Source organism: Labrys wisconsinensis (assembly GCF_030814995.1).
GTDB classification, from domain to species: Bacteria; Pseudomonadota; Alphaproteobacteria; order Rhizobiales; family Labraceae; genus Labrys; species Labrys wisconsinensis.
This window is the reverse complement of the sequence record NZ_JAUSVX010000011.1, coordinates 185,851-210,081: the sequence shown is the minus strand read 5'-3', so window position 1 is coordinate 210,081 and position 24,231 is coordinate 185,851. Positions and strand designations below refer to the sequence as shown.

The window sequence follows — 24,231 nt, the reverse complement described above, 5'->3', positions numbered from 1 at the left end:
CGGCCTGCGTCGGCTGCGCCTTGCCCGCACGGCACGGCGATCCCTGTCATGCCGGAGCGGGCACGGATTCCCTCCGGAAATCCACGCGATCTGCCCGAAGGTCAGCCCTTGTCGTGCTACGCTGCAACTTGGGATGGACGGGCGCCGCGGTGTCTTTGACGGATAGTCGGGAGGACAAGCGCCATGACGACCGAAGACCAGAACGTTGCCCTGGTAAAGGCCCTTTACGCCTCGTGGCACGAGACGAAAGGCGATCCGCGGCCCTTCCTCGACCACACGGCCGAGGACGCGACCCTGCATTCGCTTTCGGGCGGTGCGCCCGGCGTCGAATTCACGCGCAGGTGCGGTTCGAAGGCCGAGATAGAGCATTATTTTTCGACCCTCCTGCGCGACTTCGCGATGAACCATTTCACCGTCGACGAAGTGATCGCGAACGAGGATCGCGTCGTCGTGCTTTGCCGCACCTCGTGGACCAGCCGGCTGACCGGCAAGACCTTCGAAACCCCGAAGGTCGACGTTCTCCGCGTCGTGGGAGGAAAGATCAGCGAATACGCCGAATATTACGACACCGCCCGGGTCGAGGCGGCGGCACGCCCCTGAGAAGAGCGCGGGCCGGGCTCGCCTTCACAGGCGCGGCCCGGTCGGCCCGAAGGGCAGCAGCATCGGCACCCGGCGGCGGTAGGCGCCATAGGCCTCCGCGCCGAGCTCGGCCGTCAGGAAGCGCTCTTCCAGCCGCGCCTTCAGCCAGAAGCCGAAGCTGATCAGCACCAGGCCGGTCAGCGCGGGAATCGTCGCCTCCGCGACGGCCGTGCCGAGCGTGGCCAGGATCAGGCCGGTATAGATGGGATGGCGGACGATGGCATAGGGCCCGGTATCGACCACCCGGTGTCCCTCCTTGCGCGTCACCGCGCCCGACCACAGCCGGCCGAGATGCAGGCGCGCCCACCAGGTGAAGAGGAAGCCGGCGATCGCCACGCCCGCGAGGCCGTAGGCCCCGTCATAGCCGACATGCCAGATCCGGCCGGCGCCGAGCGCTTCGGAGGTGCGGTGGAACAGCAGCACCGCGCCCACGACGATGATCGAGCGGTAGAGCCAGACGTCGCCGAGCGCGGCGCGGCGCTCGGTGCGTCCGCTCCACGCCGCGGCCGCGATCCACGACAGGGCCCAGATCACCCAGGCGGCAGCGAACAGGCGGGCAGGCGACATGGCGGATCTCCTCGGCGAGAGGCGGAAACGCTAGCGCGCTTGGCACGGCCGGCCAAGCCTCGCCGGCCTCAGGCCACCGGCAGGCCGAGCGCCCGGAACTCGCGCACCAGCACGTCCGGACCGGTGAAATGGATCGCCTTCATGCCGACCCGGCGAGCGCCCTCGACGTTCTTGACGCTGTCGTCGATGAAGATGCAGTCATCGGCGGCGAGCCCGTGCCGGTCGAGCAGCAGACGGTAGATCGCCGGCTCCGGCTTCAGCACGCCCTCGTGCGCCGAGACGACGATGCCGTCGAAACCGGCGAGGAAGGGAAAGCGCGCCTGGGCGCTGGCGAATTTCTCGGCGGAGAAATTGGTGATGGCATAGGTCGGGATGCCGGCGCGGCGCAGGGCGCCGAGCACCGCGACGGAGCGCTCGATCGCCCCCGGCACCATCTCGTGCCAGCGTTCGTCATAGGCGCGGATCGCCGCCTCGTGCTCGGGAAAGCGCTCGATCAGGAGCCGCACCCCCTCCTCGAAGCTGCGGCCGCGATCCTGCTCCTCGTTCCAGGCCTGGGTGCAGACCGTGGCGAGGAACCGCTCGATCGCGCCCTCGTCCTCGAAGATCTGCCGGTAGAGATGGCGCGGGTCCCATTCGATGAGCACATTGCCGATGTCGAAGACGGGGATCGTGCGGCGCGAAGCGATGGTCTCTGTCATGGTCCTGTCCATTCGGGGGCGATGTGGGGGCAACAAAGGCCAGATGACGGGATTCGCAAAGGCCGGGCCATCTGCGGCCCCGGAGTCGGAACACTAGCGTCCGCCGTAGAGCAGGGTCTGGTCGCCGCCGAGCGCCGTGCTCTTCAACGGCCGCAGGGCGAGCAGCCGGGCTTCCAGCGGCGCCCGCCCGGGAAAGGCGCGATGATAGATCTCCAGGAAGGCGACCTCGCCGCCCGTCGGCAGGCCGCCGGCATAGCCGTCCTGCGGCGCATCCGCCAGGACGGCGACGGCGTGCGGATCAGCGAGGGCGTCGAGGCTGAAGCGCACGATGCGGTGCAGCGCCCCGTCGCAGAAGCCGAAGGCGTCGATGCCGTTGGCCTGCGCGAAGGCGGCGACCGGCACCAGCGCGCTCAGGGCGAAGAGATGATAGGCGAGCGCCTTCTTGCCGCGCCCCAGCTCCAGCGGCAGAGCGCCCGCCGGCGTGGCCCCGCAGACGGCGGTCCGATAGACCTCGACCGACCAGTCCAGCAGCGCCTGGTCGCCGACCGCAGCGGCCGCGGCGGCCGAGGCCAGCGCCGCCCAATAGGCGTGATTGTTGCGCGAGCCCTTGAGCTTCTCGCGCGTGGCGTCGAAGAATCCGTCGGTCGCGGCGGCCAGCCGCGCCATCCAGGCCGCCGCGGCGGCATAGCGCGGATCGACGCGGACCGCCGGCGCGATCTGCAGCAGGGCCAAGCCGAGCCCGGACAGGGCCTCGGCACGCTGGAACTGGCTGTTGGGGTTCTCGGCCTGCGACAGGGCGTCCGCGCCCGCCCAGGCGGCGAGCCAGGCGAGAGCGCATCGCGCCGTGCCGGGGTCGCCGCTGCGCCGATAGCCATTCGCCATCTCGACCACGCTCCGGACATAGGCGCGGACCGGCGCGATCTCGGCCTCGAACCGGGCGTCCGCGGCGGGATCGACCGTGTCGCGCCGCGGCCCGTCATCGCCGTACTTGGAGACCACCGCCAGGACCGTCACGGGCGGCGGCGGCGCAGAGCAAGTCTCCGGGGCGGACGCGTCCGACGGCGGGCGCGGCGCGAAAGGCAGCCGGATCTCCGCGGCCCGGCAGGCGGTGCCGGCCACGAGCCCCGCCAGCAGCATGCAGGCGAACAGCCGAAGCATCCCAGTCTCTCCCCGCAGAGAATTCGCCGGCCAGGAGCCCGCACCGCCAGGGTGCCGGGAGGAGGTGACGGAACGATGATCGCCGCGGGGCTCGGCGATGTCCGGGCCGGACCGGGGCCGGGCATCAAGCCCGGACCCGGCCGGATGCGGGATCAGGCCGCGGTCTTGAACGCCTTCTCGAAACGGGCGCGGACCGGCGCGGCGGCCTCGGCCGCGACCTTCTGGGCGAGCTCGCCGAATTCCCGCGTCTGGGCCGCGAGGGCCTCCGACTGCCGGCGGACGAAGCTGCGGTTGAGCTCGATCGCCTCGGACAGCGTCTTGACCTCGAGCAGGGCGACGGCATGATCGAAAGCGGCGTTGGTGTTGGCGCGCACGCTGTCGAGCGTCTTGCGGCCGAGGGCCGAGATGCTCCTGGAGGCGGTGGCATAGTCCGTCTCGACCAGGCTCAGGGTCTCGTCGGCCTGCTGGCGGATCTGCTCCGTGACCTCTTCGGCCTTGGCGGCGGCGGTCTCCACAGTGTCGCGAGCGGCATCCTGGACAGCGGCGGCGGTCTCCTCGACCGTCTGCGCGAGCACCACGGCAGGCTCGACCGCGGCGGCAGCCTCGGGCTTGGCGGCGACCTCCGGCTCGGCCACGGCGGCAGGCTCGGGCTTGGCGGCGACCTCGGGCTTGGCGGCGGCGGGCGCCTCCGGCCTGGGCTTGGCCGGCACGGCGCCGGCGGGGGGTGCGGTTTCGGGGGTCTTCGGCGTGGCCATCGGAATCTCCTCGAGAAGCATCGGAACGTCGCGGGCCGGCCCCGGGGACCGCTCAGGGAGCCGGCCGCAGCCATTACCGGCATCGGACGCGACAGCCGTATGACCGCCCGGGCCCGCCCTCCGCCCGCACCCGACAAACCCGGCGGGCCGCTCCGGGTTCCCCGGGCCTGGCGCGGCGCGCTTCGAGGGCGACGGGAAAGTTCGCGCCGGCCCGGATTAGAATGGCTGCGGGCTCCGTATATGCTGCATGATGTCTCGCGACACCCCTTTCGACGTCACCGGCCAGCTCGGCGCCCTGCGCCGCTATGCGCGATCGCTGACCCGCAGCGACGTGGAGGCCGAGGACCTGGTGCACGACGCCCTGCTGCAGGCCTATGAGAAGCGGGCCGGCTTCCAGGCCGGCCGCAGCCTGCGCAGCTGGCTGATGTCGATCCTGCACAACGTCTTCGTCGACCGCTACCGCAGCCGCCAGGCCGAGGCCCGGCGCATCGAGCAGGCCGCGGAGCTGCAGGACCCCTTCGTGCCGCCGGCGCAGGACCACCAGCTGCGCCTGGCGCAGGTCCGCCGCGCCTTCCTCGAGCTGCCGGAGGAGCAGCGCGCCGCCCTGCACCTCGTCACCATCGAGGGCCTCACCTTCGCCGAGGCCGCCGGCACGCTCGGCATCCCCGTCGGCACGCTGATGTCGAGGCTCGCCCGTGCGCGCGCCACGCTCCGTGCCATCGAGGACGGCACGTCCGACAAGGGCGGCGGCGCCAAGCCGGCCCACCATCTCAGGATCGTAGGAGGCTCGGATGGACCATCCCGCTGATCCCATCACCGAGGCCGACCTGCAGGCCTATGTCGAAGACCAGCTGCCCGTCGCCCGCCGCATCGAGGTCGAGGCCCATCTCAGCCGCGACCCGGCGGAGGCGGCCCGCGTCATCGCCGACCTCAGGGTGCGCGACGAATTGCGCCTCGCCCTCGGTGATGCGCCGCGCCTGGCGCGGGTCGCCACGTCGCAGGCGGCGCGCCAGCTGGAGCGCGGCCTCGCCCGCGGGCGGATGTTCGTGCAGCTGCGCCGGGTCGCGGCGGTGCTGGCGCTGATCGGCGTCGGCTGGCTCGCCCATGCCGAGGTCAGCCTGCTCGGCATCAGCCAGGTGGCGGCCTCCGCCATCCCGCCGGCCTATGTCGGCGATGCCGTGCGCGCCCATCGCACCGCGCTGGTGCGGGCCGGCATGCATTCGCAGCCCGCGGCGCCGGACTACGACCCGTCCGAGATCCGCGCGGCGACGGCGATCGTCATGCCGGCGCTGCCGCGGGACTGGTCCGTCACCGACGTGCAGGTCTTCCCCTCCAGCCTCGGCCCCAGCGTGCAGATGGCGATCCGGACCCGGTCGCTCGGCACGGCAACGCTGTTCGCGGTGCGGCCCGGCTCCTTCGACGTCGTGCCGGAGAGCTCGACGCGCCAGGAGGATCTCACCGCCGCCTATTGGCAGGTCGGCGAGGTCGCCTACGCGCTGGTGGCCAAGGCCGACGCCCGCGACCTCGACAAGGCTGCCGGCCGCCTCGCCGGCAGCCTCCACTGAACACCACCGTCAGGAGCAAGGATCATGACCACACCCAACGCCGGATATGGCTGGCAGACCAGGGTCGGCACGGCCGACCGCGCCCTGTTCGACGAGGGCCTGCGCCGGCACATGCTGCGCATCTACAACTATATGGGCCTCGGCCTGGTGCTGACCGGCCTCGTGGCCTTCATCGTCGGCACCACGCCGGCGCTCTACGTGCCGATCTTCTCCACCCCGCTCAAGTGGGTGGTGATGCTGGCGCCGCTCGCCTTCGTGCTGGTCTTCTCCTTCCGCATGCAGTCGATGTCGGCCTCGGGCGCGCAGGCGCTGTTCTGGGCCTTCTGCGCTGTCATGGGCCTGTCGATGGCCTCGATCTTCCTGGTGTTCACCGGCGCCAGCATCGCCCGCACCTTCTTCGTGGCGGCCGCCATGTTCGGCGCCACCAGCCTCTACGGCTACACCACCCGGCGCGATCTTTCGCAGTTCGGCTCGTTCCTGATCATGGGCCTGATCGGCGTGGTCATCGCCAGCCTGGTCAACCTGTTCCTCGCCTCGAGCGCGCTGCAGTTCATCCTGTCGGTGGCGGGCGTGATCGTCTTCGTCGGCCTGACCGCCTGGGACACCCAGTCGATCAAGGAACAATATGCCGAGGGCCACGGCGCCGAGGCCAACCAGAAGCTCGCCGTCTTCGGCGCCTTCTCGCTCTACCTCAACTTCATCAACATCTTCCAGCTGCTGCTCAGCCTGATCGGCCAGCGGGAAGAGTGATCACAGCCGCAACAACGGAGCATCGCCACGATGGATGACCAGAACCGCCAGGTGATCGACGGGTTGTTCACCCGGCTCGGCACGGTCGAGCGCCAGGCCGGCGCCCGGGATCCCGGCGCGGACGCCTTCATCAAGGAGCGCGTCGCCCAGCAGCCGGCGTCACCCTACTTCATGGCCCAGACGATCGTCATGCAGGACCATGCCCTGCAGCAGGCTCAGCAGCGGATCGCGGAGCTGGAGCGCCAGCAGGCCGAGCGCCCGGCCGGCGGCGGCTTCCTCTCCGGCCTGTTCGGCGGCCAGGCGCCGCAGCAGCGGCCGAGCGGGGCTGTTCCCGCCGTGCCGCCCGCGGAGGCGCAGCAAGGCGCGGCCATGCCGCAGGGGCAACCGGCACGCGGCAGCTTCCTCGCCGGCGCGGCGCAGACCGCCATGGGCGTCGCCGGCGGCATGCTGCTCGGCAATGCCATCGCCGGCATGTTCGGCGGCAACGAGGCCAAGGCCGCCGACACGGCGGCCGCCGGCGGCAACGAGGCAGCGGCCGAGCCGGCCGCCGAGCCCGTCGCCGACGAGGGTGGAGGGTTCTTCGACAGCTTCTTCGGCGACGGTGACGAAGAAGTCTGATCGAAGCAGCCGGGGGGCTGGCGAAGGGCCGGAGCTTGCTCCGGCCCTTCGTACGTCCGGCCCCTGGCTCTCCGTCCCTGCCCTTCACCGGAGCGGCACCGCCTGTATGATCGCGCGTCGCCGCGTTCCGTTCCCGACCATGGCGGCCGCCCTGCGACGCGGCCGCGGAAACCCGAGCCATGATGCTTGAATGGATGACCGACCCGGCCGCCTGGGCCGGCCTTGCGACCTTGATCCTGCTCGAGATCGTGCTCGGCATCGACAATCTCGTCTTCGTCGCGATCCTCGCCGACAAGCTGCCGGCGCATCAGCGCAACCGGGCGCGGCTGATCGGCCTGTCGCTGGCGCTCGGCATGCGCCTGGCGCTGCTCGCCTCGATCTCCTGGATCGTGACGCTGACGCAGCCTTTGTTCACCGTGCTCGGCGCGGAGATTTCCTGGCGCGACCTGATCCTGATCGGCGGCGGCGCCTTCCTCCTGTTCAAGGGCACGACCGAGCTGCACGAGCGCCTGGAAGGCGCCCACGCCACCAAGGCCGGCGGCGGCGCGCAGGCCGTGTTCTGGCACGTGATCGCCCAGATCGTCGTGCTCGACGCCGTCTTCTCGCTGGACAGCGTCATCACCGCCGTCGGCATGGCCAACGACCTCTCGATCATGGTGATCGCCGTGATCGTCGCCATCCTGGTGATGATGCTGGCGAGCGGCCCCCTGATGGCCTTCGTCAGCCGGCATCCCACCGTGGTGATCCTGTGCCTCGGCTTCCTTCTGATGATCGGCTTCAGCCTGATCGTCGAGGGCCTGGGCTTCCATATCCCGAAGGGCTACCTCTACGCCGCGATCGGCTTCTCGATCCTGATCGAGGCGGCCAACCAGGCCGGGCGGCGCAACGTCGTCCGGCGCGTCACCACCATGGACCTGCGCGACCGGACGGCGCAGGCCGTGCTGCGCATGCTGCGCGGCGGGGCGGCCACGGCGCAGGCCTCCGAGGAGGTCGCCGCCATCGTCTCGACCGGCGGCCACACGGCCTTCAGCCCCGAGGAGAGCATCATGATCGAGCGGGTGCTGACGCTGGCCGAGCGGCCGGTGCGCTCGATCATGGTCCCGCGCGTCGACGTGGTCTGGCTCGACGTCGAGGACGATCCGGCCACCATCCTCGGCAGGATCAGCACCAGCGGCCGCTCGCGCTTTCCCGTCTGCCGCGGCGATACCGACGCCGTGCTCGGCATCCTCCACGCCAAGGATCTCGTCGGCCGGGAAGGCTCCCTCGACCTCACGGCCCTGGTCCGCAAGCCGCTCTATGTCGGCGAGGCCATGCCGGTCCTCGCCCTGCTCGACGCGTTCAAGGGCTCGACCGTGCACATGGCGATCGTCCTCGACGAGCACGGCGCGTTCGAGGGCATCGTCACGCCGACCGACATCCTGGTGGCGATCGCCGGCGACCTGCCGGAGCTGGCAGGCGAGGACGCGCCCTATGCCACGCGGCGCGAGGACGGCGCCTGGCTTCTCGACGGCCGCATGCCGATCGAGGACGCGGCGCGCACCCTCGACGTGCGGGGCCGCACCACCGGCGCCGGCTATACCACCCTGGGCGGCCTGGTGCTGGAGCGCCTCGGCCATCTGCCGGACCCGGGCGAGGCCTTCGCCTGGGAGGGCTGGCGCCTCGAGGTCGTCGATCTCGATGGCCGCCGCGTCGGCAAGGTTCTCGCGGTACAGGCCTAGGCACCGGTCGAGAGCAACGGATTCGATGCGACGCGAAGCTCCTCTCTCCACCGGGCGAGGGGTTCTCCAAGCCGTCTTCGCTTCAGTCCCTTTCGCCTGGAGCCGCCGGACGAGCGTCCCCATATGGAGACATGGCCCGCGAATTCGACAGCAAGCAGCGGAGTGCCGGCGCGCCTGCTCGCGCGTAGGACGGTGGCGAGACCGAACGGGAGATTTCCACTATGACACTCGCCATGGCACGCAGCGACATCGGGCCGGTTCCGGCCGAGCAGGATCCGCGCTGGCCGGCGGTGCTGCGGCGCGATGCCGCCGCCGACGGCCGCTTCGTCTATGCCGTCCGCACCACCGGCATCTATTGCCGCCCCTCCTGCCCCTCGCGCCGGGCACAGCCGCGCAACGTCACCTTCTACGCCACCGGCACCGAGGCGCGCGCGGCGGGCTACCGCGCCTGCGAGCGCTGCACGCCGGACGCCGCCTCGCCGGCAGAGCGCAGCGCCGCCATGGTGGCGCGGGCCTGCCGGATGATCGAGGCGGCGGAGGAGCCGCCCAAGCTCGAGGCGCTCGCCGCGGCCGCCGGCGTCAGCCCGTTCTACTTCCATCGCCAGTTCAAGGCGGTGACCGGCCTGACGCCCAAGGCCTATGCCGCCGCCGAGCGGGCGCGGCGCGTGCGTGCCGGGCTCGGCGCCGCCGGCAGCGTCACCGAGGCGATCTACGACGCCGGCTTCAACTCCAACAGCCGCTTCTACGAGACCTCCAACGCCGTGCTCGGCATGACGCCCAGCGCCTACCGGCAGGGTGGCCGCGACGCCGACATCCATTTCGCCATCGGCGAATGCTCGCTCGGCTCGATCCTGGTGGCGCGCAGCGACAAGGGCGTCTGCGCCATCCTGCTCGGCGACGACCCCGATGCGCTGGCGCGCGACCTGCAGGACCGGTTTCCCAGGGCCAACCTGATCGGCGGCGATGCCGGGTTCGAGGCGCTCGTCGCCAAGGTCGTGGGCTTCGTCGAGGCCCCGGGGATCGGCCTCGACCTGCCGCTCGACATGCGCGGCACCGCCTTCCAGCAGCGGGTCTGGCAGGCCCTGCGCGCCATTCCCGCCGGCGAGACCGTGAGCTATGCCGAGGTCGCCCGCCGCATCGGCGAGCCGAAAGCGGTGCGTGCCGTGGCCCAGGCCTGCGGCGCCAACACCATCGCCGTCGCCATCCCCTGCCACCGCGTGGTGCGCAACGATGGCGCGCTCTCCGGCTATCGCTGGGGCGTGGAGCGCAAGCGCGCCCTGATCGCGAAGGAGGCCCAGGCATGAACGCCCCCTCCATCATCCCCGCGGTGCCGGCCGTCCGCTCAGCCGAGGAACGGGTCGGCCGCCTGGACTGGCCGGCCCTCGCCGCCGAGCTCGACGGCCATGGCTGCGCCGTCCTCAGCAAGCTGCTGACCCCGGCGGAGTGCGCCGCCATCGCCGCGCTTTACCCGCAGGAGGCGCATTTCCGCAGCCATGTCCACATGGCGCGGCACGGCTTCGGGCAGGGCGAATACCGCTATTTCCGCTATCCCCTGCCCGACCTCGTCGGGGGGATGCGCACCGCGCTCTATCCGCATCTGGCGCCGATCGCCAATGCCTGGAACGGGCGCATGGGCGAGGCGACGCGCTATCCCGCCGAGCACGCCGCCTTCCTGACGCTCTGCCGAGAGGCCGGGCAGACCAGGCCGACGCCGCTGCTGCTGCAATACGGCGCGGGCGACTTCAACTGCCTGCACCAGGACCTCTATGGCGACCTCGCCTTCCCGATCCAGGTGGCGATCCTCCTGTCCGAGCCCGGCCGCGACTTCACCGGCGGCGAGTTCGTGCTGACCGAGCAGCGTCCGCGCATGCAGAGTCGCGCCGAGGTCGTGCCGCTTCGCCAGGGCGATGCCGTCGCCTTCGCCGTGCACAACCGGCCGGTGCAGGGGAGCCGGGGTCCTTACCGGGTCAACCTGCGCCACGGCGTCAGCCGCCTCAGATCCGGGCAGCGCCACACCGTCGGGATCATCTTTCATGACGCGCGATAGCACCGCGGCCGCCACGCTGACCCTCGAGGCCGTCGAGACGCCGCTCGGCGACTTCCTCCTGGTCACCGACGCCGAAGGCCTGCTCCGGGCGGCGGAGTTCGCGGATTGCGAGCACCGGCTGCACCGGCATTTCGGGCGCCGGCTCGGGCCGAACCGGACGCGCCTCGTCGCCGGCCGGGTCCCGGACGCGATCAAGGCGGCGCTCGCCGCCTATTTCGCCGGCGACATCGCCGCCATCGACGGCATCGCGGTGCGCGGCGACGGCACGCCGTTCCAGGAGAGCGTCTGGGCGGCGCTGCGCACGGTCCGGCACCCCACCACCTATGTCGGCCTCGGCGCCCGGATCGGCCGGCCCGACGCGGCGCGTGCCGTCGGCCATGCCAACGGCGCCAATCCGATGTCGATCGTCGTCCCCTGCCACCGCCTGGTCGGCGCCGACGGCGCCCTCACCGGCTATGGCGGCGGCATCGCCCGCAAGCGCTGGCTCCTCGACCACGAGGCCGCGCACGCCGCGGCTGACTGAAGACGGCGGAGACCATTCCCGCTGCCCGGCCGGTGCGCGAAGGCGTCGTCCGGGAGTAACCACGTCGAACGCGACGCTTGCCAATCCCCTCCCCCTTGCGGGGAGGGGATTGGCAAGCGTCGCGGCTCATGGCCATGGTCGCGTCTCGCCCGACCGTATCGGGCCGGCGCCTACGTCGATCCGCCTCTCTCCGGCCGGCTCCTACCCCTCCTCGTCCATGGCATGGAGCTTGTCGACGCGGCGGCGGAAGTCCGGGTCGGTCGAGAACTCGGCCGCCAGGAAGGACGTGATCAGGTCCTTGGCCAGCCAGGGGCCGACGATCTGGGCGCCGATGCACATCACGTTGACGTCGTCGTGCTCGACGCTCTGGTGCGCCGAGTGCACGTCGTGGCAGACCGCCGCGCGGATGCCCTTCATCTTGTTGGCGGCGATGGAGGCGCCCACCCCCGTGCCGCAGACCATGATCCCGCGCGCCGCCTCGCCGGAGGTCACCTTGCGGGCGACGTCCCGGGCGATGTCGGGGAAATCCACCGGCTTGTCGTCATGGGAGCCGACATCGACGACATCATGGCCGAGCCCCCGGACATGATCGACGACGGCTTGCTTGAGCGACCAACCGGCGTGGTCCGATCCGATCACGAGACGCATGGGCTATCCACCTCTTTCCAGATTGCAGGTCCGGCGGCCGCGGCATGCGGCCGCCGCGTCGGGCGCGGCTCAGCTGCGCATGTTCTCCGGCAGCTCGCTGCCGTGGAACTTCTTGTAGATGGCGTTCAGCTTGCCGTTCTTGAGATTCTCGCCGATCCAGGCGTTCAGCTTCTCCACCAGCTTCGGCTCGCCCTTGCGGACGCCGACGGCGAGGTCGAACGTGGTGATCGGCACCCTGGGCTCGAACGGCCGCGACGGTTCCTTGACGCCGATCTGATGGACGATGGTGGCTGACGTGGCGACGCAGTCGGCCTGGCCGGAGATGGCGGCGGTGACCATGGTGGCGTCGTCGTCGTAGCGGGCGATGGTCAGCGCCCTGTCCTTCATGTTGGTCAAGGTCGTGTCCTGGGTGGTGCCACGCGAGACGCCGATGGTGCGGCCCTTGAGATCGTCCCAGCCCTTGATGTCGAGCGAGGCGAGGCATCCCACCACGGATTGGAGCGCCGCATAGGGCCTGCTGAAGTCGATCACCTTGGCGCGCTCCGGCGTCACCGACAGCGTCGAGATGATGATGTCGGCCTTGCCGGTCTGGACGTTCGGGATGCGGGCGGCGCCGGTGGTCTGGACGAATTCGAGCTGCAGGCCCCAGTCCTTGGCCAGGAGCTCGGCGGTCTCCACGTCCGAGCCGGTCGGCTTCATCGCGGCGTCCATCATGCCCGAGGGCGGGATGGCGAGATCGGTGGCGATGCGGATCCTGCCCGCCTTCAGGATGTCGTCGAGCTGGTCGGCATGGGCGGTGCCCGCGCATGGCGCGGCGAGGCAGGCCGTCGCCACGGCGGCGGCGAGGATCATGCGTCTGATCATCCTTGGTTCTCCCGTTTTTTCATCGTCAGAGCCCCGTGCCGACGAACTGTGCGAGTTCGGGCGTGGCGGGGGAAGCAAGGATGGCGGTCGTTCCCGCCTCGTGGACCTTGCCCCGGTGCATGAACACCACCGTGTCGGCGATGCCCCTGGCAAATCCCATCTCGTGCGTGACCATCACCATGGTCATGCCGTCCGCCGCGAGCGCCTCGATGACCCTCAGCACTTCCCCCGTCAGTTCGGGGTCGAGCGCCGAGGTCACCTCGTCGAACAGCATCACCTTGGGCTGCATGGCGAGCGAGCGGGCGATCGCCCCGCGCTGCTGCTGGCCGCCGGAGAGCTGCTCGGGATAGGAGTGGAGCTTGTCCTCCAGCCCGACCTGGGCGAGGACCTGCCTCGCCAGGTCCCGGGCCTGCCCCTTCGCCATCCCCTTCACGGCGCAGGGGGCGAGGATGATGTTCTCCTCGATGGTCAGGTGCGGAAACAGGTTGTAGCTCTGGAACACGATGCCGACGTCCTGGCGCAGGGCGCGCAGGTCGACCCCGGGATCGTCGACGCGATGGCCGCAGACCTCGATCGCTCCCTCGTCGATCCGCTCGAAGCGGTCGATGCAGCGTAGCGCCGTGCTCTTGCCGGAGCCGGAGCGGCCGATCAGGACGAGCACCTCGCCGCGCTCCACCGAGAAGCTGACGCCGTCGAGGACCTTCAGCGAGCCGAAGCTCTTGTGCACGTCCCTGAGGGAGACGATCGGGGCGTGGGGCATGGCGTTCTCGTGCATGTCAGGCCGGCCTCGTGCGGCCGGCGCCCAGGCGCCGCTCCAGCCCCCGGCTGAGCCGGGAGACGGGGTAGCAGAGCGCGAAATAGATCAGGGCGATGAGGGCGTAGACCAGGAACGGCTCGAACAGCGAGTTGTTGATGATCTGGCCGGCGCGGGCGAGCTCGACGAAGCCGACGACCGAGGCGAGCGAGGTGTTCTTGATGATCTGCACCATGAAGCCGACCGTCGGCGGCGTGGCGATGCGGACCGCCTGCGGCAGGACGACCTTGGTCATGCGCTGCCAGCGGCTGAGGCCGAGGCCTTCGGCCGCCTCCCATTGCGGCCGCGGCACGGCCTCGATGCAGCCCCGCCAGATCTCGCCGACATAGGCGGCGACATAGATGGTGAGGGATGCGCCTGCCGCCGCGAGCGGAGACAGCTGCAGCCCGATGGCGGAGAGCCCGAAATAGCCCAGGAACAGGATGACCAGCAGCGGCGTGCCCTGGATGAGCTGGACATAGCCGATGCTGAGCAGCCGCACCGCCCTGACCGGCGAGACGCGCGCCATCGCCACGACGAAGCCGGCGAGGCCGCCGCCGATCAGGGCGATCAGCGACAGGCCGACCGTCCACAGCGCGCCCTGGCCGAGGAACAGGAGGTGGTTGAGGTTGAGACCGCCGCCCATGACCATCCCTATAAGGGCGTGCCGAGCCGGCGCCGGCGCGGAAACAGGACGAGGCCGAGGCCCCAGAAGCCGGTCCGCATCACGAGCGACAGGACGACGTAGATGAGGGCGACGAGGATGTAGGTCTCGAAGGCGCGGTAGGTGTCTGACTGGATGTAGTTGGCGACGGCGGTCAGCTCCTCCGCCGAGATCTGCGAGGTGACCGAGGAGGCCAGCATCAGGAGCACGAACTGGCTGGTGAGCGCGGGATAGACCCTCTCGACCGCCGGCAGCAGGATGATGTGCCAGTAGATCTGGACGCGCGACAGGGCGAGGCCCTCGGCCGCCTCGATCTGGCCCCTGGGGATGGCGTCGAACCCGGCCCGCATGATCTCGGTGGTGTAGGCGCCGACATTGATGGTCAGCGCCGTCGCGGCCACGGTGAAGGCCGAGAGCTTCAACCCGATGCTGGCAAGCCCGAAATAGACCAGGAAGATCTGCACCAGCAGCGGCGTGTTGCGGATCGCCTCGACATAGAAGCCGCAGGCCCCGGCGACGGCGCGGCTGGCGCTGCCGCGGCCGATGGCGCCGAGCACGCCGATCGCGGCGCCGAGCACCGTCGCCATCAGCGCCAGCTCAAGCGTCAGCACCGCCCCGTCGAGCAGGCTCTGCCATCGCTCCAGGACGGTCGTGAAATCGAGATCGAGGCCCATCGTCACGGCTCGGCTCAGCGGGAGGCCTGGTTGGTCATGCGGTCATAGACCCGGAAGAGCGCCTGGTTGCCGTTGGCGCCTTCGCCATGGGCCCGCGCCTCGACATATTGGCCGGTCACCAGCGCGGTGCCGGGCAGCGGCACGGACAGGGCCTGGGCATGCTCCTGCACCAGCCGCAGGTCCTTGAACATCAGGTCGATGCGAAAGCCCGCGCCGGCATCGCCGGCGATCATCGCCGGCCCGAGCTTGTCCAGCATCCAGGAGGCGGCGGAGCCGCCGAGCAGGACGTGGCGCAGCTGCTCCAGGTCGACGCCCGAGGCACGGCCGAGCGCCAGCGCCTCGCAGATCGCCTGGATGTTGAGGCCGCAGACGAGCTGGTTGCACAGCTTGACGGTCTGGCCGGCGCCGGGCGCGCCGACATGGGTGATGGTGGTGCCCATCGCCTCGAAGACCGGCCGGGCGCGGACGAAGGCATCGGCATCGCCCCCCGCCATGATCGAGAGCGTTGCGTTCTTCGCGCCCACCGGGCCGCCCGAGACCGGCGCATCGAGGAAGGCCGTACCGGCGGCCGCAAGGTCTGCATGCATGCGCCGGACAGCAACCGGCGAGATCGTGCTCATGTCGACGACGAGCCGCCCGGCGGGCGGGGCCGCGAGCAGGCCGTCGGCGCCGTAGATCACCGCCTCCACGTGCGGCGTGTCGGGCAGCATGGAGATGGCGAGGTCGCAGCCATGCGCCGCGTCGGCCGGGCTGGACGCGGCGACCGCACCGGCGGCGACGGCATCCTCGACCGCCGCAGCGGCGATGTCGAAGGCTCTGACCCGGTGGCCTGCGCCGAGGAGGTTGCGGACCATCTCGCGGCCCATCGTGCCGAGGCCGATGAAGCCGACATCACCCTTGCCGTCCCGTCCCATGCCGTCTCTCTGTTCGTTGGTTCGCTCGAGTCACGCTCCGGACGGCTGGCGCAGGGCGCCATGTCCGATCGCCGCGCGGCGGCGGAATTCGTCGCCGATGGCGAAGTGCTCGCGCAGGGTCGCATCCGCATGCGCGGGGTCCCGCGCCACGATCGCATCGAAGATCCGCTTATGGTCGTCGATCAGGTAGGTCTTCATCGTCGCGAAGGCCTGGACCAGCTCGCGGCGGCTGCGGTGCGAGCGCGTCAGCAGCGCCGCCATGGAATCGTGCAGCACCATCAGCGTCTCCGAATGGGAGGCGAGGACGATGGCGCGGTGGAACTCGAAATCGGCGAGGCCGCCCGCGTCCGCCTCGTCGATGGTCTCGGCGATGCGCGCCAGCGCCCGCTGCAGCCGCTCGAAATCGGCGACCGTGGCCCGCTCGGCGGCGAGGCGGATCGCCTGACATTCGATGGCGATGCGCGCCTCCATCACGTCGTCGATGAAGTCGGCCCGCTGGGCGAAGGCGAAGGTGAAGAAGTCGTTCAGCACCGACACGTCCGGGCGCCGCACCACGGTGCCGACGCGGTCGCGGATCTCGACGATGCCGAGCACGGTCAGCGCCCGCAGCGCCTCCCGCACGATCGGGCGGCTGACGCCGAGCTGCCCCGCGAGCTCCCGCTCGGGGATGAGCCGGTCGCCGGGCTTCAGCGAGCCGGCGAGCAGCCGCTCGCGCAGGAAGGCGAACACCTTCTCGAAGCCCTTGCCGCCGTCGGCGATGCGCGTGATTTCCAGCCCGTCGTCCATCCCTGCTCCTACCTTGGTCAGACCAGTACGATGACCACGGCCATCGAGTCAAGCCGCGATGTCGGAGACGGCATTTTCGCAGGCGAGCCGCGTATCGGCAGCCCGATCCGAATTTGAAAGCAAGGACCGGAGCGCATCCCGCGCCGCGTCGGCCTACACCCATGCGAACGACACCCAACCGCATGGAGACCGTCATGGACCCTATCCGCTACGCCCTTGGGCAGAGCTCGCTCGGCAGCTTCGTCGTCGCCCTCTCCCGGCAGGGGCTCGTCGCCTTCGAATTCGCCGATGGCGGCGCAGCCTTGGACACGCTGCGGGCCCTGCTCCCGGATGCGGTGCTCGAACAGGACCAGGAGGGCCTGTCCGATCTCGTCGGCAAGCTCGAGCGGCTCGTCGACGAGCCCGGCACTGATCCGGGCATCGCGCTCGATCCGCAGGGCACGGCCTATGAGAAACAGGTCTGGTCGCTGCTGCGCGAGATTCCCGCCGGCGAGACCACCACCTATGGCGCCCTCGCCGCACGGCTCGGCACCCGCGATGCCCGCGACGTGACGCAGGCCATCGCCGCCAACCCGATCGCCATCCTCGTCCCCTGCCACCGCGTGGTGAAGAAGGACGGCTCGCTCTCGGGCTATCGCTGGGGCTTCAGGCGCAAGCGCGCCCTGCTCGAGCGCGAGCGCCGGGCCGCGCCGTTCCGGCTGGCGTGAGCTCCGGCCTCACCTGCTCCCCCGCATCAGGGCGAGCAGGCCCCTGAGCAGCGTCGCCGGCGAGGGCGGGCAGCCCGGAATATGCAGGTCCACCGGGACGACCGCCGAGACGCCGCCGACGCAGGCATAGCTGCCGGCGAACAGCCCGCCGTCAAGCGCGCAGGCGCCGGCCGCCACCACCCATTTCGGGGCGGGCGTCGCCTGATAGGTGCGCAGCAGCGCCCCCTGCATGTTGCGGGTGACCGGTCCGGTCACCAAGAGCACGTCGGCATGGCGCGGCGAGGCGACGAAGCGCAGGCCGAAGCGCTCCAGGTCGTAGAAGGCGTTGCCGAGCGCATGGATCTCGAGCTCGCAGCCGTTGCAGGAGCCCGCATCCACCTGGCGGATGGACAGGCTGCGCCCGAGCCTGCGGCGCGCCGCCTCCGCCACCTCGGCGGCCAGCGCCGCGAGCTCCGGATCGTCGGCTGGCGGCGCCGGCTCGGTCAGCGGCCCCTTCAGGCTCTCGAGGAGGATCTTCCGCATGGCGCCGCCTAGAGGTCGTGCCCCGCATAGGAGCAGTTGAAGGATTTGTTGCAGAGCGGGAAGTCGGCCACGATGTTGCCCTCGATCGCCGCCTCGAGCAGCGGCCACTGGAACCAGGAGGGATCGCGCAGGTGACAGCGCGCGACCCGGCCGTCAGCGTCGAGACGGACGAAGGCGAGGATATCGCCGCGGAACCCCTCGACGATGGCCAGCCCCTCCGCGGGTCCGCCGGTCGCGGCGACCGGCACAGCCAGCGCTCCCTCGGCCGGCAGGCCATCGAGGATCTGCGAGACCAGCGACAGGCTCTCCTCCACCTCGCGGATGCGGATCCACAGCCGGGCATTGACGTCGCCGTCCTCCGCGGTCGGCACGGTGAAGGCCAGCGCGTCATAGGGCGGATAGGCCAGGTGCCGGCGCGCATCGAAGGCCCGGCCGGAGGCGCGGCCGACGAAGCCTCCGCAGCCGAATTGCCGGACCAGGGCCGCGGAGACGCGGCCGGTGCCGACGGTGCGGTCCTGCAGCGAGGCGGTGTTGTCGTAGAGCCCGACCAGGGCCGGGAACACCTGGCGGACCGTGCGCACGAGATCGCGGATCTGGTCGATGCCGGCGGCAGCAATGTCGGAGGCGACCCCGCCAGGACCGATGCGGTCCATCATCAGGCGATGGCCGAAGCAGGCCGCCGCCGTGCGCAGCACGCGCTCGCGCAGCACACCGCAATGGGCGTGCATCAGCGCGAAGGCGGCGTCGTTGCAGATGGCGCCGATATCGCCGAAATGGTTGGCGAGACGCTCGATCTCGGCCATCAGCGCCCGCAGCCAGACGGCGCGGAGCGGCACGTCGATGCCGAGAGCAGTCTCGACGGCGCGGGCAAAAGCGAGGGCATAGGCGACCGTGCTGTCGCCGGAGGTTCGGCCGGCGAGACGCGCCGCCTCGGCGACGGGCTTGCCGGCCATCAGCGCTTCGACGCCGCGATGGACATAGCCCAGGCGCTCCTCCAGCCGCACCACGGTCTCGCCATTGGCGGTGAAGCGGAAATGGCCAGGCTCGATGATGCCGGCATGGACCGGGCCGACCGGGATCTGGTGCAAGCCCTCGCCCTCGGCCGGCAGGAAGGGATAGGCGAGCGCGCCGGCCGGGGCAGCGGATGCCACCGCTGCCGGGGCAGCGGGCGCCGCCGCGAGCGGATGCCGGCGATCCCACCGGCCATGGTCGAGCCAGGGGCGGCCGTCGGGCAAGCCGGTCGCTTCGAGCCCGGTGAGATCCTGCAGCGCCCGCTCCAGGCGGATCGCCGGCGGATGGGCGCGGCCGACCGAGGCATAGCGCCCGTCCGGGCATTCCCGCGTGGCGATGGCGACCTGCCCTCCGGTCTCGTCGAGCAGAGCCATATGGACCGCGCTGCCGTCGCCCCAGAGGCCGAGCAGCGTCGCCTCGCCCGCGGCGAGCCGCGCGGCAAACGCCTGCCAGACCGCGTCGTCCACCACCACGCGAGGATGGGGCCGGGTCTCTTCGACCCGGCGGCCGGCAGCGAGAAGAGCGGTCGGCAGCGTCATCGGCGCCCCCTATCCGAGCAGGCCCGCGACGTGCTGGAACCAGGCGACCAGCGGCGCGGGGAGGTAGATGCCGGCCGTCAGCACCAGCCCCAGATGGGCGACCAGCGGCACGGTGGAGGCCTGCACCGGCACGATGCTGCCGGTCGGCTCGCCAAAGGCGACATCATGCAACCGCAGCGCCAGCGCCCCGAAGGCGACCAGCAGCCCCGCCACCAGCGGCACTGCGAGGAGCGGCTCGCGGGCGAAGGTCGAGCTCACCACCAGGAACTCGCTCATGAAGATGCCGAGCGGCGGCAGGCCGGCAATGGCGGCGACGCCGGCGACCAGGCTCCAGCCGAGCAGCGGGTGCGTCGCGGTCAGGCCTCGGATCTCCGACAGGCGCTGCGTGCCCTTGGCCTGGGCGATATGGCCGACGGCGAAGAAGATCGCCGACTTGGTCAGGCTGTGCATGGTCATGTGCAGCAGCCCGGCGAAATTGGCCAGCGGCCCGCCCATGCCGAAGGCAAAGGTGATGATGCCCATGTGCTCGATCGAGGAATAGGCGAACAGGCGCTTCATGTCGCGGCGGCGGTACAGCATGAAGCCGGCGAAGATCAGCGAGACCAGGCCCATCGCCGCCATCAGCGGGCCGGGCGCGATCGCTCCGGCATTGGCGGCGAGCAGCAGCTTGAAGCGCAGCACGGCGTAGAGCGCGACGTTGAGCAGCAGGCCCGAGAGCACGGCCGAGATCGGGGTCGGGCCCTCGGCATGGGCGTCGGGCAGCCAGGCATGCAGCGGCACCAGGCCGACCTTGGTGCCGTAGCCGAGGATGAGGAAGACGAAGGCGATGTTGAGCAGGGCCGGATCGAAGGCGGCGACATGGGCGATCAGCACCGTCCAGACCATGCCGTCGAGACCCTCGCCGACCACCGGGCGGGCCGCCATGTAGACCAGGATCGTGCCGAACAGCGCCAGAGCGATGCCGACGCTGCCGAGGATGAAGTATTTCCAGGCCGCCTCGATCGCCGCTTCGGTGCGGTAGAGGCCGACCATGATCACGGTGGTCAGCGTCGCCATCTCGATCGCCACCCACATCACGCCGATATTGTTGGCGAGGAGGGCGAGGTTCATGGCGAACAGCAGCACCTGGTACATCGCGTGGTAGAAGCGCAGATGCGCCGGCGTCAGCCGGCCGGTCTCGAGCTCATGGGCGATATAGCTGGCGCTGAACAGGCTGGTGGTGAAACCGACGAAGCTGTTGAGGACGATGAAGACGATGTTGAGGTCGTCGACCAGGATATAGGGACCGGGCTCGGGCTTGTGGGCGAGCAGGGAGAGCGCCGCGAGCAAGGTCAGCAGCGCCGACAGGGCATTGAGCCGGGCCGACAGGCGATGGTTGGCTAGGAACGCCAGCAGGAGCGCGGTGACGAGGGGAATCGTCAGGATCAGCGCGGTCTGACCGTCGAGAGCGGACAGGCTCATTGCTGGTCCTCGCGAAAGCGGTCGAGGGCGTGGACGTCGACGGTGTCAAAACGCTCCCGGATCCGGAACAGGAAGATGCCGATGACGATGAAGGCGACCAGGACCGAGAAGGCGACGCTGATCTCGACCACGAAGGGCATGCCCTTGGCCCCGGTCGCCGCCAGGATCAGGCCGTTCTCCAGGGACATGAAGCCGACGACCTGGCTCACCGCGTTGCGCCGCGTCACCATCATCAGGAGGCCCAGCAGCACGACCGAGAGGGCGAAGGCGAGGTCCTCGCGCGCCAGCGGATCGGCATCGGCGGTGACCCGCAGCATCACCACCATGGAGAGAGCGACGAGGCCGATGCCGGCCAGCATGGTCGGGCCGATGCTGACGACGGTCTCGACCTCGCGATGGATGCCGAGGCGGGCGATGATGCGGTGCAGCGCCAGCGGAATGGCGATCGCCTTGACCAGGAGCGCGATCGCCGCGGAGACATAGAGATGCGGTGCGTCCTGGACCCAGGCCTGCCAGCTGATCGACAGGGCGAGCACCAGGGCCTGGAGCGCGAAGACGTTGAGGAGCGCGTAGAGCCGGTCCTGGTAGAGCAGCATCAGGCTGACCAGCACCAGTCCGCCGGCGAGGAGATGGGCGATGTCGAAGGCCAGGCCGTGCATCACAGGCTCCGCGACACGAACAGGAGCAGCGTCCCGAGCAGGCCGAGCATCAGAGCCGCGCCGAGGAAGTCGGGCACCCGGAAGACGCGCATCTTGGCGATCGAGGTCTCGAACAGCGCCAGGAGCAGACCACCGGCCGTCAGCTTGAGGAGATAGGCGGCAAGGCCGATGAGATGGGCGCCTACGGGCGCGCCCGCCGGCGCCAGCCCCCAGGGGACGAAGACGCAGCCGATCAGCGAGAGGTAGAGCAGGAGCTTGAGGGCGCCCGCGAGCTCGATCATGGCGAGGTGCCGGCCGGAATATTCCAGCACCATCGCCTCGTGCACCATGGTGAGCTCCAGATGCGTCGCCGGGTTGTCGATCGGGATGCGCCCGTTCTCGGCCAGGGCCACCATGATCAGCGCCACCAGCGCCAGCCCGAGCGAGACGCGGATGCCGACGGCCGGAGACAGCATGAAGCCGGCGAGGTTCGAGAGCTGCGTCGAGCCCGCCAGGAGCGCGAGGGTGAAGACGATCATGATCGTCGCCGGTTCGGCCAGGGTGGCGATCATCACCTCGCGGCTGGAGCCGATGCCGCCGAAGCTGGTGCCGACATCCATGCCGGCGAGGGCCAGAAGGAAGCGCGCCGCGCCGAGCAGAGCGATCACAGCGATCAGGTCGGCCGACCAGCTGAACGGCAGGCCGGTGGCGAAGGTCGGCACCAGCGCCGCCGCCACCCAGGTCGTGGCGAAGACGAGATAGGGGATCACCCGGAACAGCCAGGAGGCGTTGTCGGCCAGCACCACCTCCTTGCGCAGCAGCCGCCAGAGATCGCGGTAGGGCTGGACGAGGCCAGGTCCGCGCCGGCGCAGGAGGCGCGCCTTCACCTTGCGCACGAAGCCGGTGAGGAGCGGCGCCAGCGCCAGCACCAGCAGCATCTGGACGCCTTGGACGGCGAGAGAGGGGATCAGGGCCATAGCGCGAGCCCCAGGAGGAGCAGCACCAGCGCGGCGAAGACCAGGCTGAGATATTGGCGGATGGTCAGGAACTGCAGCCGGTTGAGCCGGTCGGCGATCCGCGAGACCATCCGCGCGATCGGCGTGTAGATCAGCTCCCAGGCGAAGTCGTGCAGCCTGACCTCGAAGCGGGCGGGGGCGAGAGACCCCGGCGGCGGCATCGCGACATGTTCGCTGGCGCGGAAGACGAAGGTGCCGAAGACGCGGCGGACCGGCTGGGCGAAGCTGTCGGCGGTATACTGGGTCGCGGAGCTCGGATCGGGAAAGCCGCAGTCCCAGGCCGGCGCCCGGCGCACCGCCCGCGAGGCCAGCCGGTGGATGGCGAGCGCGCCGAGCGAGGCGGAGGCAGCGATGAAGCAGAAGACGAGCAGGCCGTTATAGGAGCTGCGGCTCTCGGCGACGGGCACGATCGACAGCCAGTCGATGCTCGCCTGGGCCGGCATGCGGGCGCCGATGACGCTCTGCACCGCCGGCGCGATGCCATCGATCGCCAGCCCCGGCAGCAGTCCGGCGAGCAGGCAGAGGGCGAGCAGCAGGCCCATCGCGCCGAGGGACCAGCGGTCGACCTCCACGGCCCGCTCCGCCGCCACCGTCCGCGGCCGGCCGAGGAAGACGATGCCGTAGACCCGCACGAAGCAGGCCGCCGCCAGCGCGGTGGACAGGGCGAGCAGCGCGCCGGTGGCGGGGACGAGCAGCTTCAGCCCCCATTGCGGCAATTGCGGGCTGAGCAGGATCGCCTGCAGGGCGAGCCATTCCGAGGCGAAGCCGTTGAGCGGCGGCAGCGCTGAGATCGCGGCGCAGGCGACCAGGACCAGGACGCTGGTGGCCGGCATGCGGTGGATGAGGCCGCCGAGGTGCTCCATCCGCCGCTCGCCGGTCGCCGTCAGCACGGCGCCGGCGCCGAAGAACAGGGCGCTCTTGAACAGGGCATGGTTGAAGACGTGGAAGAGGGCGGCGGTCATGCCGAGGGCCGCCGCCGCGGGCAGGCCGTTGGCCTTGAAGGCGAGCGCCAGCCCGAGCCCGACGAAGATGAGGCCGATATTCTCGATCGTGCTGTAGGCCAGCACGCGCTTGAGGTCGTTCTGCATCAGCGCCTGCAGCACGCCGAGCGCCGCGGTCCCCCCGCCGACCGCCAGGACCGGCACGCCCCACCACCAGGCCGGCGGCCCGAGCAGGTCGAAGGCGATGCGCGCGAAGCCGTAGACCGCGACCTTGGTCATCACGCCGCTCATCAGCGCCGAGACATGGCTCGGCGCCGCCGGATGGGCCAGCGGCAGCCAGACATGCAGCGGCACGAGCCCCGCCTTCGAACCCGTGCCGATAAGGGCGAGCCCGAGGACGAGGGCGGCCGACACCGGCGGCAGGCCGTGCGTGCGGATGGCCGCGAACGCATAGGCCCCGTCCGCCCCGGCGAGCAGGCCGAAGGCGAGCAGCAGCGTCAGCGTGCCGAAGCTCGCCATCAGGATATAGACATAGCCGGCGCGGACGTTCGCCGCCTCGCGGTGATGCGCCATGACCAGCGCCCAGGACGCCAGTGACATCAGCTCCCAGGAGAGCAGGAAGGTGAAGGCGTCGTCCGCCAGCAGCACCAGGTTCATGCCGGCGAGGAAGGCGGGAAAGAACGGCAGCACGCGCTGCGGCTCGGGTTCGTGCCGGCCATGGCCGATGCCGTAGAGGCTGGCGGCGGCGCCGCCGAGATTGACGACGAGAAGGAAGAAGGCGGCCAGGGCGTCGATGCGCAGATGCGCCCCGATCCAGGGCAGGCCGAGCGGCAGCGTCACGGTCGTCGGCTCGCGGGCAAGGCCCATGCCGGCGGCGACGAGCGCCGCGACGCTCACCACCAGCGTGGCGCCGTAGACCCAGCCCCCCGCCCGACCGCGGCCGCCGATCGCCGCCAGGACGGCGAGGCCGAGCAGGCACGCGACGCACCACGAGGAAGCGGCGACGGGCATGGCC

The 24,231-nt window shown here is 70.6% G+C and carries 27 protein-coding genes; 10 read left to right on the top strand and 17 right to left on the bottom strand.

The window, feature by feature from the left end; translation table 11 throughout:
* The first annotated feature begins 183 nt into the window (after positions 1-183).
* Complete coding sequence (locus QO011_RS26235; protein ID WP_307278754.1) at positions 184-600, top strand: nuclear transport factor 2 family protein; 417 nt, start codon at positions 184-186, stop codon at positions 598-600.
* A 24-nt stretch (positions 601-624) separates the two neighbouring features.
* Here QO011_RS26235 and QO011_RS26230 read toward each other — a convergent pair whose 3' ends face one another.
* From QO011_RS26230 to QO011_RS26215, 4 genes are all read right to left on the bottom strand, one after another.
* Positions 625-1,206, bottom strand: a complete 582-nt coding sequence (locus QO011_RS26230; protein WP_307278751.1) for a methyltransferase family protein — start codon at positions 1,204-1,206, stop codon at positions 625-627.
* A gap of 68 nt (positions 1,207-1,274) precedes the next feature.
* Positions 1,275-1,904, bottom strand: coding sequence for an HAD family hydrolase (locus QO011_RS26225; protein ID WP_307278748.1), 630 nt, complete (start codon positions 1,902-1,904; stop codon positions 1,275-1,277).
* A 93-nt stretch (positions 1,905-1,997) separates the two neighbouring features.
* The gene (locus QO011_RS26220) at positions 1,998-3,062 is read right to left on the bottom strand and encodes an alginate lyase family protein (RefSeq protein WP_307278745.1); all 1,065 of its coding nucleotides are present in this window, start codon (positions 3,060-3,062) and stop codon (positions 1,998-2,000) included.
* 152 nt (positions 3,063-3,214) lie between these two features.
* Complete coding sequence (locus QO011_RS26215; protein ID WP_307278743.1) at positions 3,215-3,817, bottom strand: phasin family protein; 603 nt, start codon at positions 3,815-3,817, stop codon at positions 3,215-3,217.
* A gap of 250 nt (positions 3,818-4,067) precedes the next feature.
* Between QO011_RS26215 and QO011_RS26210 the strand changes: the two genes are divergently transcribed.
* From QO011_RS26210 to QO011_RS26175, 8 genes are all read left to right on the top strand, one after another.
* The gene (locus QO011_RS26210; RefSeq protein WP_307279018.1) at positions 4,068-4,625 is read left to right on the top strand and encodes a sigma-70 family RNA polymerase sigma factor; all 558 of its coding nucleotides are present in this window, start codon (positions 4,068-4,070) and stop codon (positions 4,623-4,625) included.
* Positions 4,609-5,382, top strand: coding sequence for an anti-sigma factor family protein (locus tag QO011_RS26205; RefSeq protein ID WP_307278740.1), 774 nt, complete (start codon positions 4,609-4,611; stop codon positions 5,380-5,382). Before QO011_RS26210 ends, QO011_RS26205 begins: the two co-directional genes overlap by 17 nt.
* 24 nt (positions 5,383-5,406) lie before the next feature.
* The gene (locus QO011_RS26200) at positions 5,407-6,132 is read left to right on the top strand and encodes a Bax inhibitor-1/YccA family protein (protein WP_307278737.1); all 726 of its coding nucleotides are present in this window, start codon (positions 5,407-5,409) and stop codon (positions 6,130-6,132) included.
* A gap of 30 nt (positions 6,133-6,162) precedes the next feature.
* A complete protein-coding gene (locus QO011_RS26195) occupies positions 6,163-6,750 on the top strand; it encodes a DUF2076 domain-containing protein (RefSeq protein ID WP_307278734.1) in 588 nt (195 codons plus the stop codon).
* Positions 6,751-6,929: 179 nt separating this feature from the next.
* Positions 6,930-8,468 (top strand): TerC family protein, encoded by a 1,539-nt coding sequence (locus QO011_RS26190; protein WP_307278730.1) that lies wholly within the window; start codon positions 6,930-6,932, stop codon positions 8,466-8,468.
* A 233-nt stretch (positions 8,469-8,701) separates the two neighbouring features.
* Positions 8,702-9,772 (top strand): bifunctional DNA-binding transcriptional regulator/O6-methylguanine-DNA methyltransferase Ada, encoded by a 1,071-nt coding sequence (ada, locus tag QO011_RS26185; protein WP_307278727.1) that lies wholly within the window; start codon positions 8,702-8,704, stop codon positions 9,770-9,772.
* The gene (locus tag QO011_RS26180; RefSeq protein ID WP_307278724.1) at positions 9,769-10,515 is read left to right on the top strand and encodes a 2OG-Fe(II) oxygenase; all 747 of its coding nucleotides are present in this window, start codon (positions 9,769-9,771) and stop codon (positions 10,513-10,515) included. Before ada ends, QO011_RS26180 begins: the two co-directional genes overlap by 4 nt.
* Entirely contained in the window at positions 10,502-11,038 is a 537-nt protein-coding gene (locus QO011_RS26175; protein ID WP_307278721.1) for a methylated-DNA--[protein]-cysteine S-methyltransferase, read from the top strand. The genes QO011_RS26180 and QO011_RS26175 overlap by 14 nt, the downstream gene beginning before the upstream one ends.
* 201 nt (positions 11,039-11,239) lie before the next feature.
* Here QO011_RS26175 and rpiB read toward each other — a convergent pair whose 3' ends face one another.
* From rpiB to QO011_RS26140, 7 genes are all read right to left on the bottom strand, one after another.
* Complete coding sequence (rpiB, locus tag QO011_RS26170; RefSeq protein WP_307278718.1) at positions 11,240-11,686, bottom strand: ribose 5-phosphate isomerase B; 447 nt, start codon at positions 11,684-11,686, stop codon at positions 11,240-11,242.
* A gap of 69 nt (positions 11,687-11,755) precedes the next feature.
* Positions 11,756-12,538: a transporter substrate-binding domain-containing protein gene (locus QO011_RS26165; RefSeq protein ID WP_370882009.1), complete on the bottom strand. Its 783-nt coding sequence runs from the start codon at positions 12,536-12,538 to the stop codon at positions 11,756-11,758.
* Positions 12,539-12,575: 37 nt separating this feature from the next.
* Complete coding sequence (locus QO011_RS26160) at positions 12,576-13,310, bottom strand: amino acid ABC transporter ATP-binding protein (RefSeq protein ID WP_307278710.1); 735 nt, start codon at positions 13,308-13,310, stop codon at positions 12,576-12,578.
* A 16-nt stretch (positions 13,311-13,326) separates the two neighbouring features.
* Entirely contained in the window at positions 13,327-13,989 is a 663-nt protein-coding gene (locus QO011_RS26155) for an amino acid ABC transporter permease (protein WP_307278707.1), read from the bottom strand.
* A gap of 8 nt (positions 13,990-13,997) precedes the next feature.
* Positions 13,998-14,681, bottom strand: a complete 684-nt coding sequence (locus QO011_RS26150) for an amino acid ABC transporter permease (RefSeq protein ID WP_307279016.1) — start codon at positions 14,679-14,681, stop codon at positions 13,998-14,000.
* 14 nt (positions 14,682-14,695) lie between these two features.
* Positions 14,696-15,595 (bottom strand): NAD(P)-dependent oxidoreductase, encoded by a 900-nt coding sequence (locus QO011_RS26145; protein ID WP_307278704.1) that lies wholly within the window; start codon positions 15,593-15,595, stop codon positions 14,696-14,698.
* A 30-nt stretch (positions 15,596-15,625) separates the two neighbouring features.
* On the bottom strand, positions 15,626-16,381 hold the full coding sequence (locus QO011_RS26140) for a FadR/GntR family transcriptional regulator (protein WP_307278701.1): 756 nt from the start codon (positions 16,379-16,381) through the stop codon (positions 15,626-15,628).
* 194 nt (positions 16,382-16,575) lie between these two features.
* Between QO011_RS26140 and QO011_RS26135 the strand changes: the two genes are divergently transcribed.
* Positions 16,576-17,088 carry a methylated-DNA--[protein]-cysteine S-methyltransferase gene (locus tag QO011_RS26135; protein ID WP_307278697.1) on the top strand — a complete coding sequence of 171 codons (513 nt, stop codon included), beginning with the start codon at positions 16,576-16,578 and terminating at the stop codon, positions 17,086-17,088.
* A 9-nt stretch (positions 17,089-17,097) separates the two neighbouring features.
* Here the strand turns inward: QO011_RS26135 and QO011_RS26130 are convergent, their stop codons facing one another.
* Genes QO011_RS26130 through hyfB form a run of 6 tightly spaced genes read right to left on the bottom strand, consistent with a single transcriptional unit; the run spans position 17,098 to position 24,227 of the window.
* Positions 17,098-17,610 carry an NADH-quinone oxidoreductase subunit B family protein gene (locus QO011_RS26130; protein ID WP_307278694.1) on the bottom strand — a complete coding sequence of 171 codons (513 nt, stop codon included), beginning with the start codon at positions 17,608-17,610 and terminating at the stop codon, positions 17,098-17,100.
* An 8-nt stretch (positions 17,611-17,618) separates the two neighbouring features.
* The gene (locus tag QO011_RS26125; protein ID WP_307278692.1) at positions 17,619-19,160 is read right to left on the bottom strand and encodes a hydrogenase large subunit; all 1,542 of its coding nucleotides are present in this window, start codon (positions 19,158-19,160) and stop codon (positions 17,619-17,621) included.
* Positions 19,161-19,169: 9 nt separating this feature from the next.
* Positions 19,170-20,621: a hydrogenase 4 subunit F gene (locus QO011_RS26120; protein ID WP_307278689.1), complete on the bottom strand. Its 1,452-nt coding sequence runs from the start codon at positions 20,619-20,621 to the stop codon at positions 19,170-19,172.
* Positions 20,618-21,280 carry a hydrogenase-4 component E gene (locus tag QO011_RS26115; RefSeq protein WP_307278686.1) on the bottom strand — a complete coding sequence of 221 codons (663 nt, stop codon included), beginning with the start codon at positions 21,278-21,280 and terminating at the stop codon, positions 20,618-20,620. Before QO011_RS26115 ends, QO011_RS26120 begins: the two co-directional genes overlap by 4 nt.
* The gene (locus QO011_RS26110; protein ID WP_307278683.1) at positions 21,280-22,236 is read right to left on the bottom strand and encodes a respiratory chain complex I subunit 1 family protein; all 957 of its coding nucleotides are present in this window, start codon (positions 22,234-22,236) and stop codon (positions 21,280-21,282) included. Before QO011_RS26110 ends, QO011_RS26115 begins: the two co-directional genes overlap by 1 nt.
* Positions 22,227-24,227 carry a hydrogenase 4 subunit B gene (hyfB, locus tag QO011_RS26105; RefSeq protein ID WP_307278680.1) on the bottom strand — a complete coding sequence of 667 codons (2,001 nt, stop codon included), beginning with the start codon at positions 24,225-24,227 and terminating at the stop codon, positions 22,227-22,229. The genes QO011_RS26110 and hyfB overlap by 10 nt, the downstream gene beginning before the upstream one ends.
* Positions 24,228-24,231: the final 4 nt, after the last annotated feature.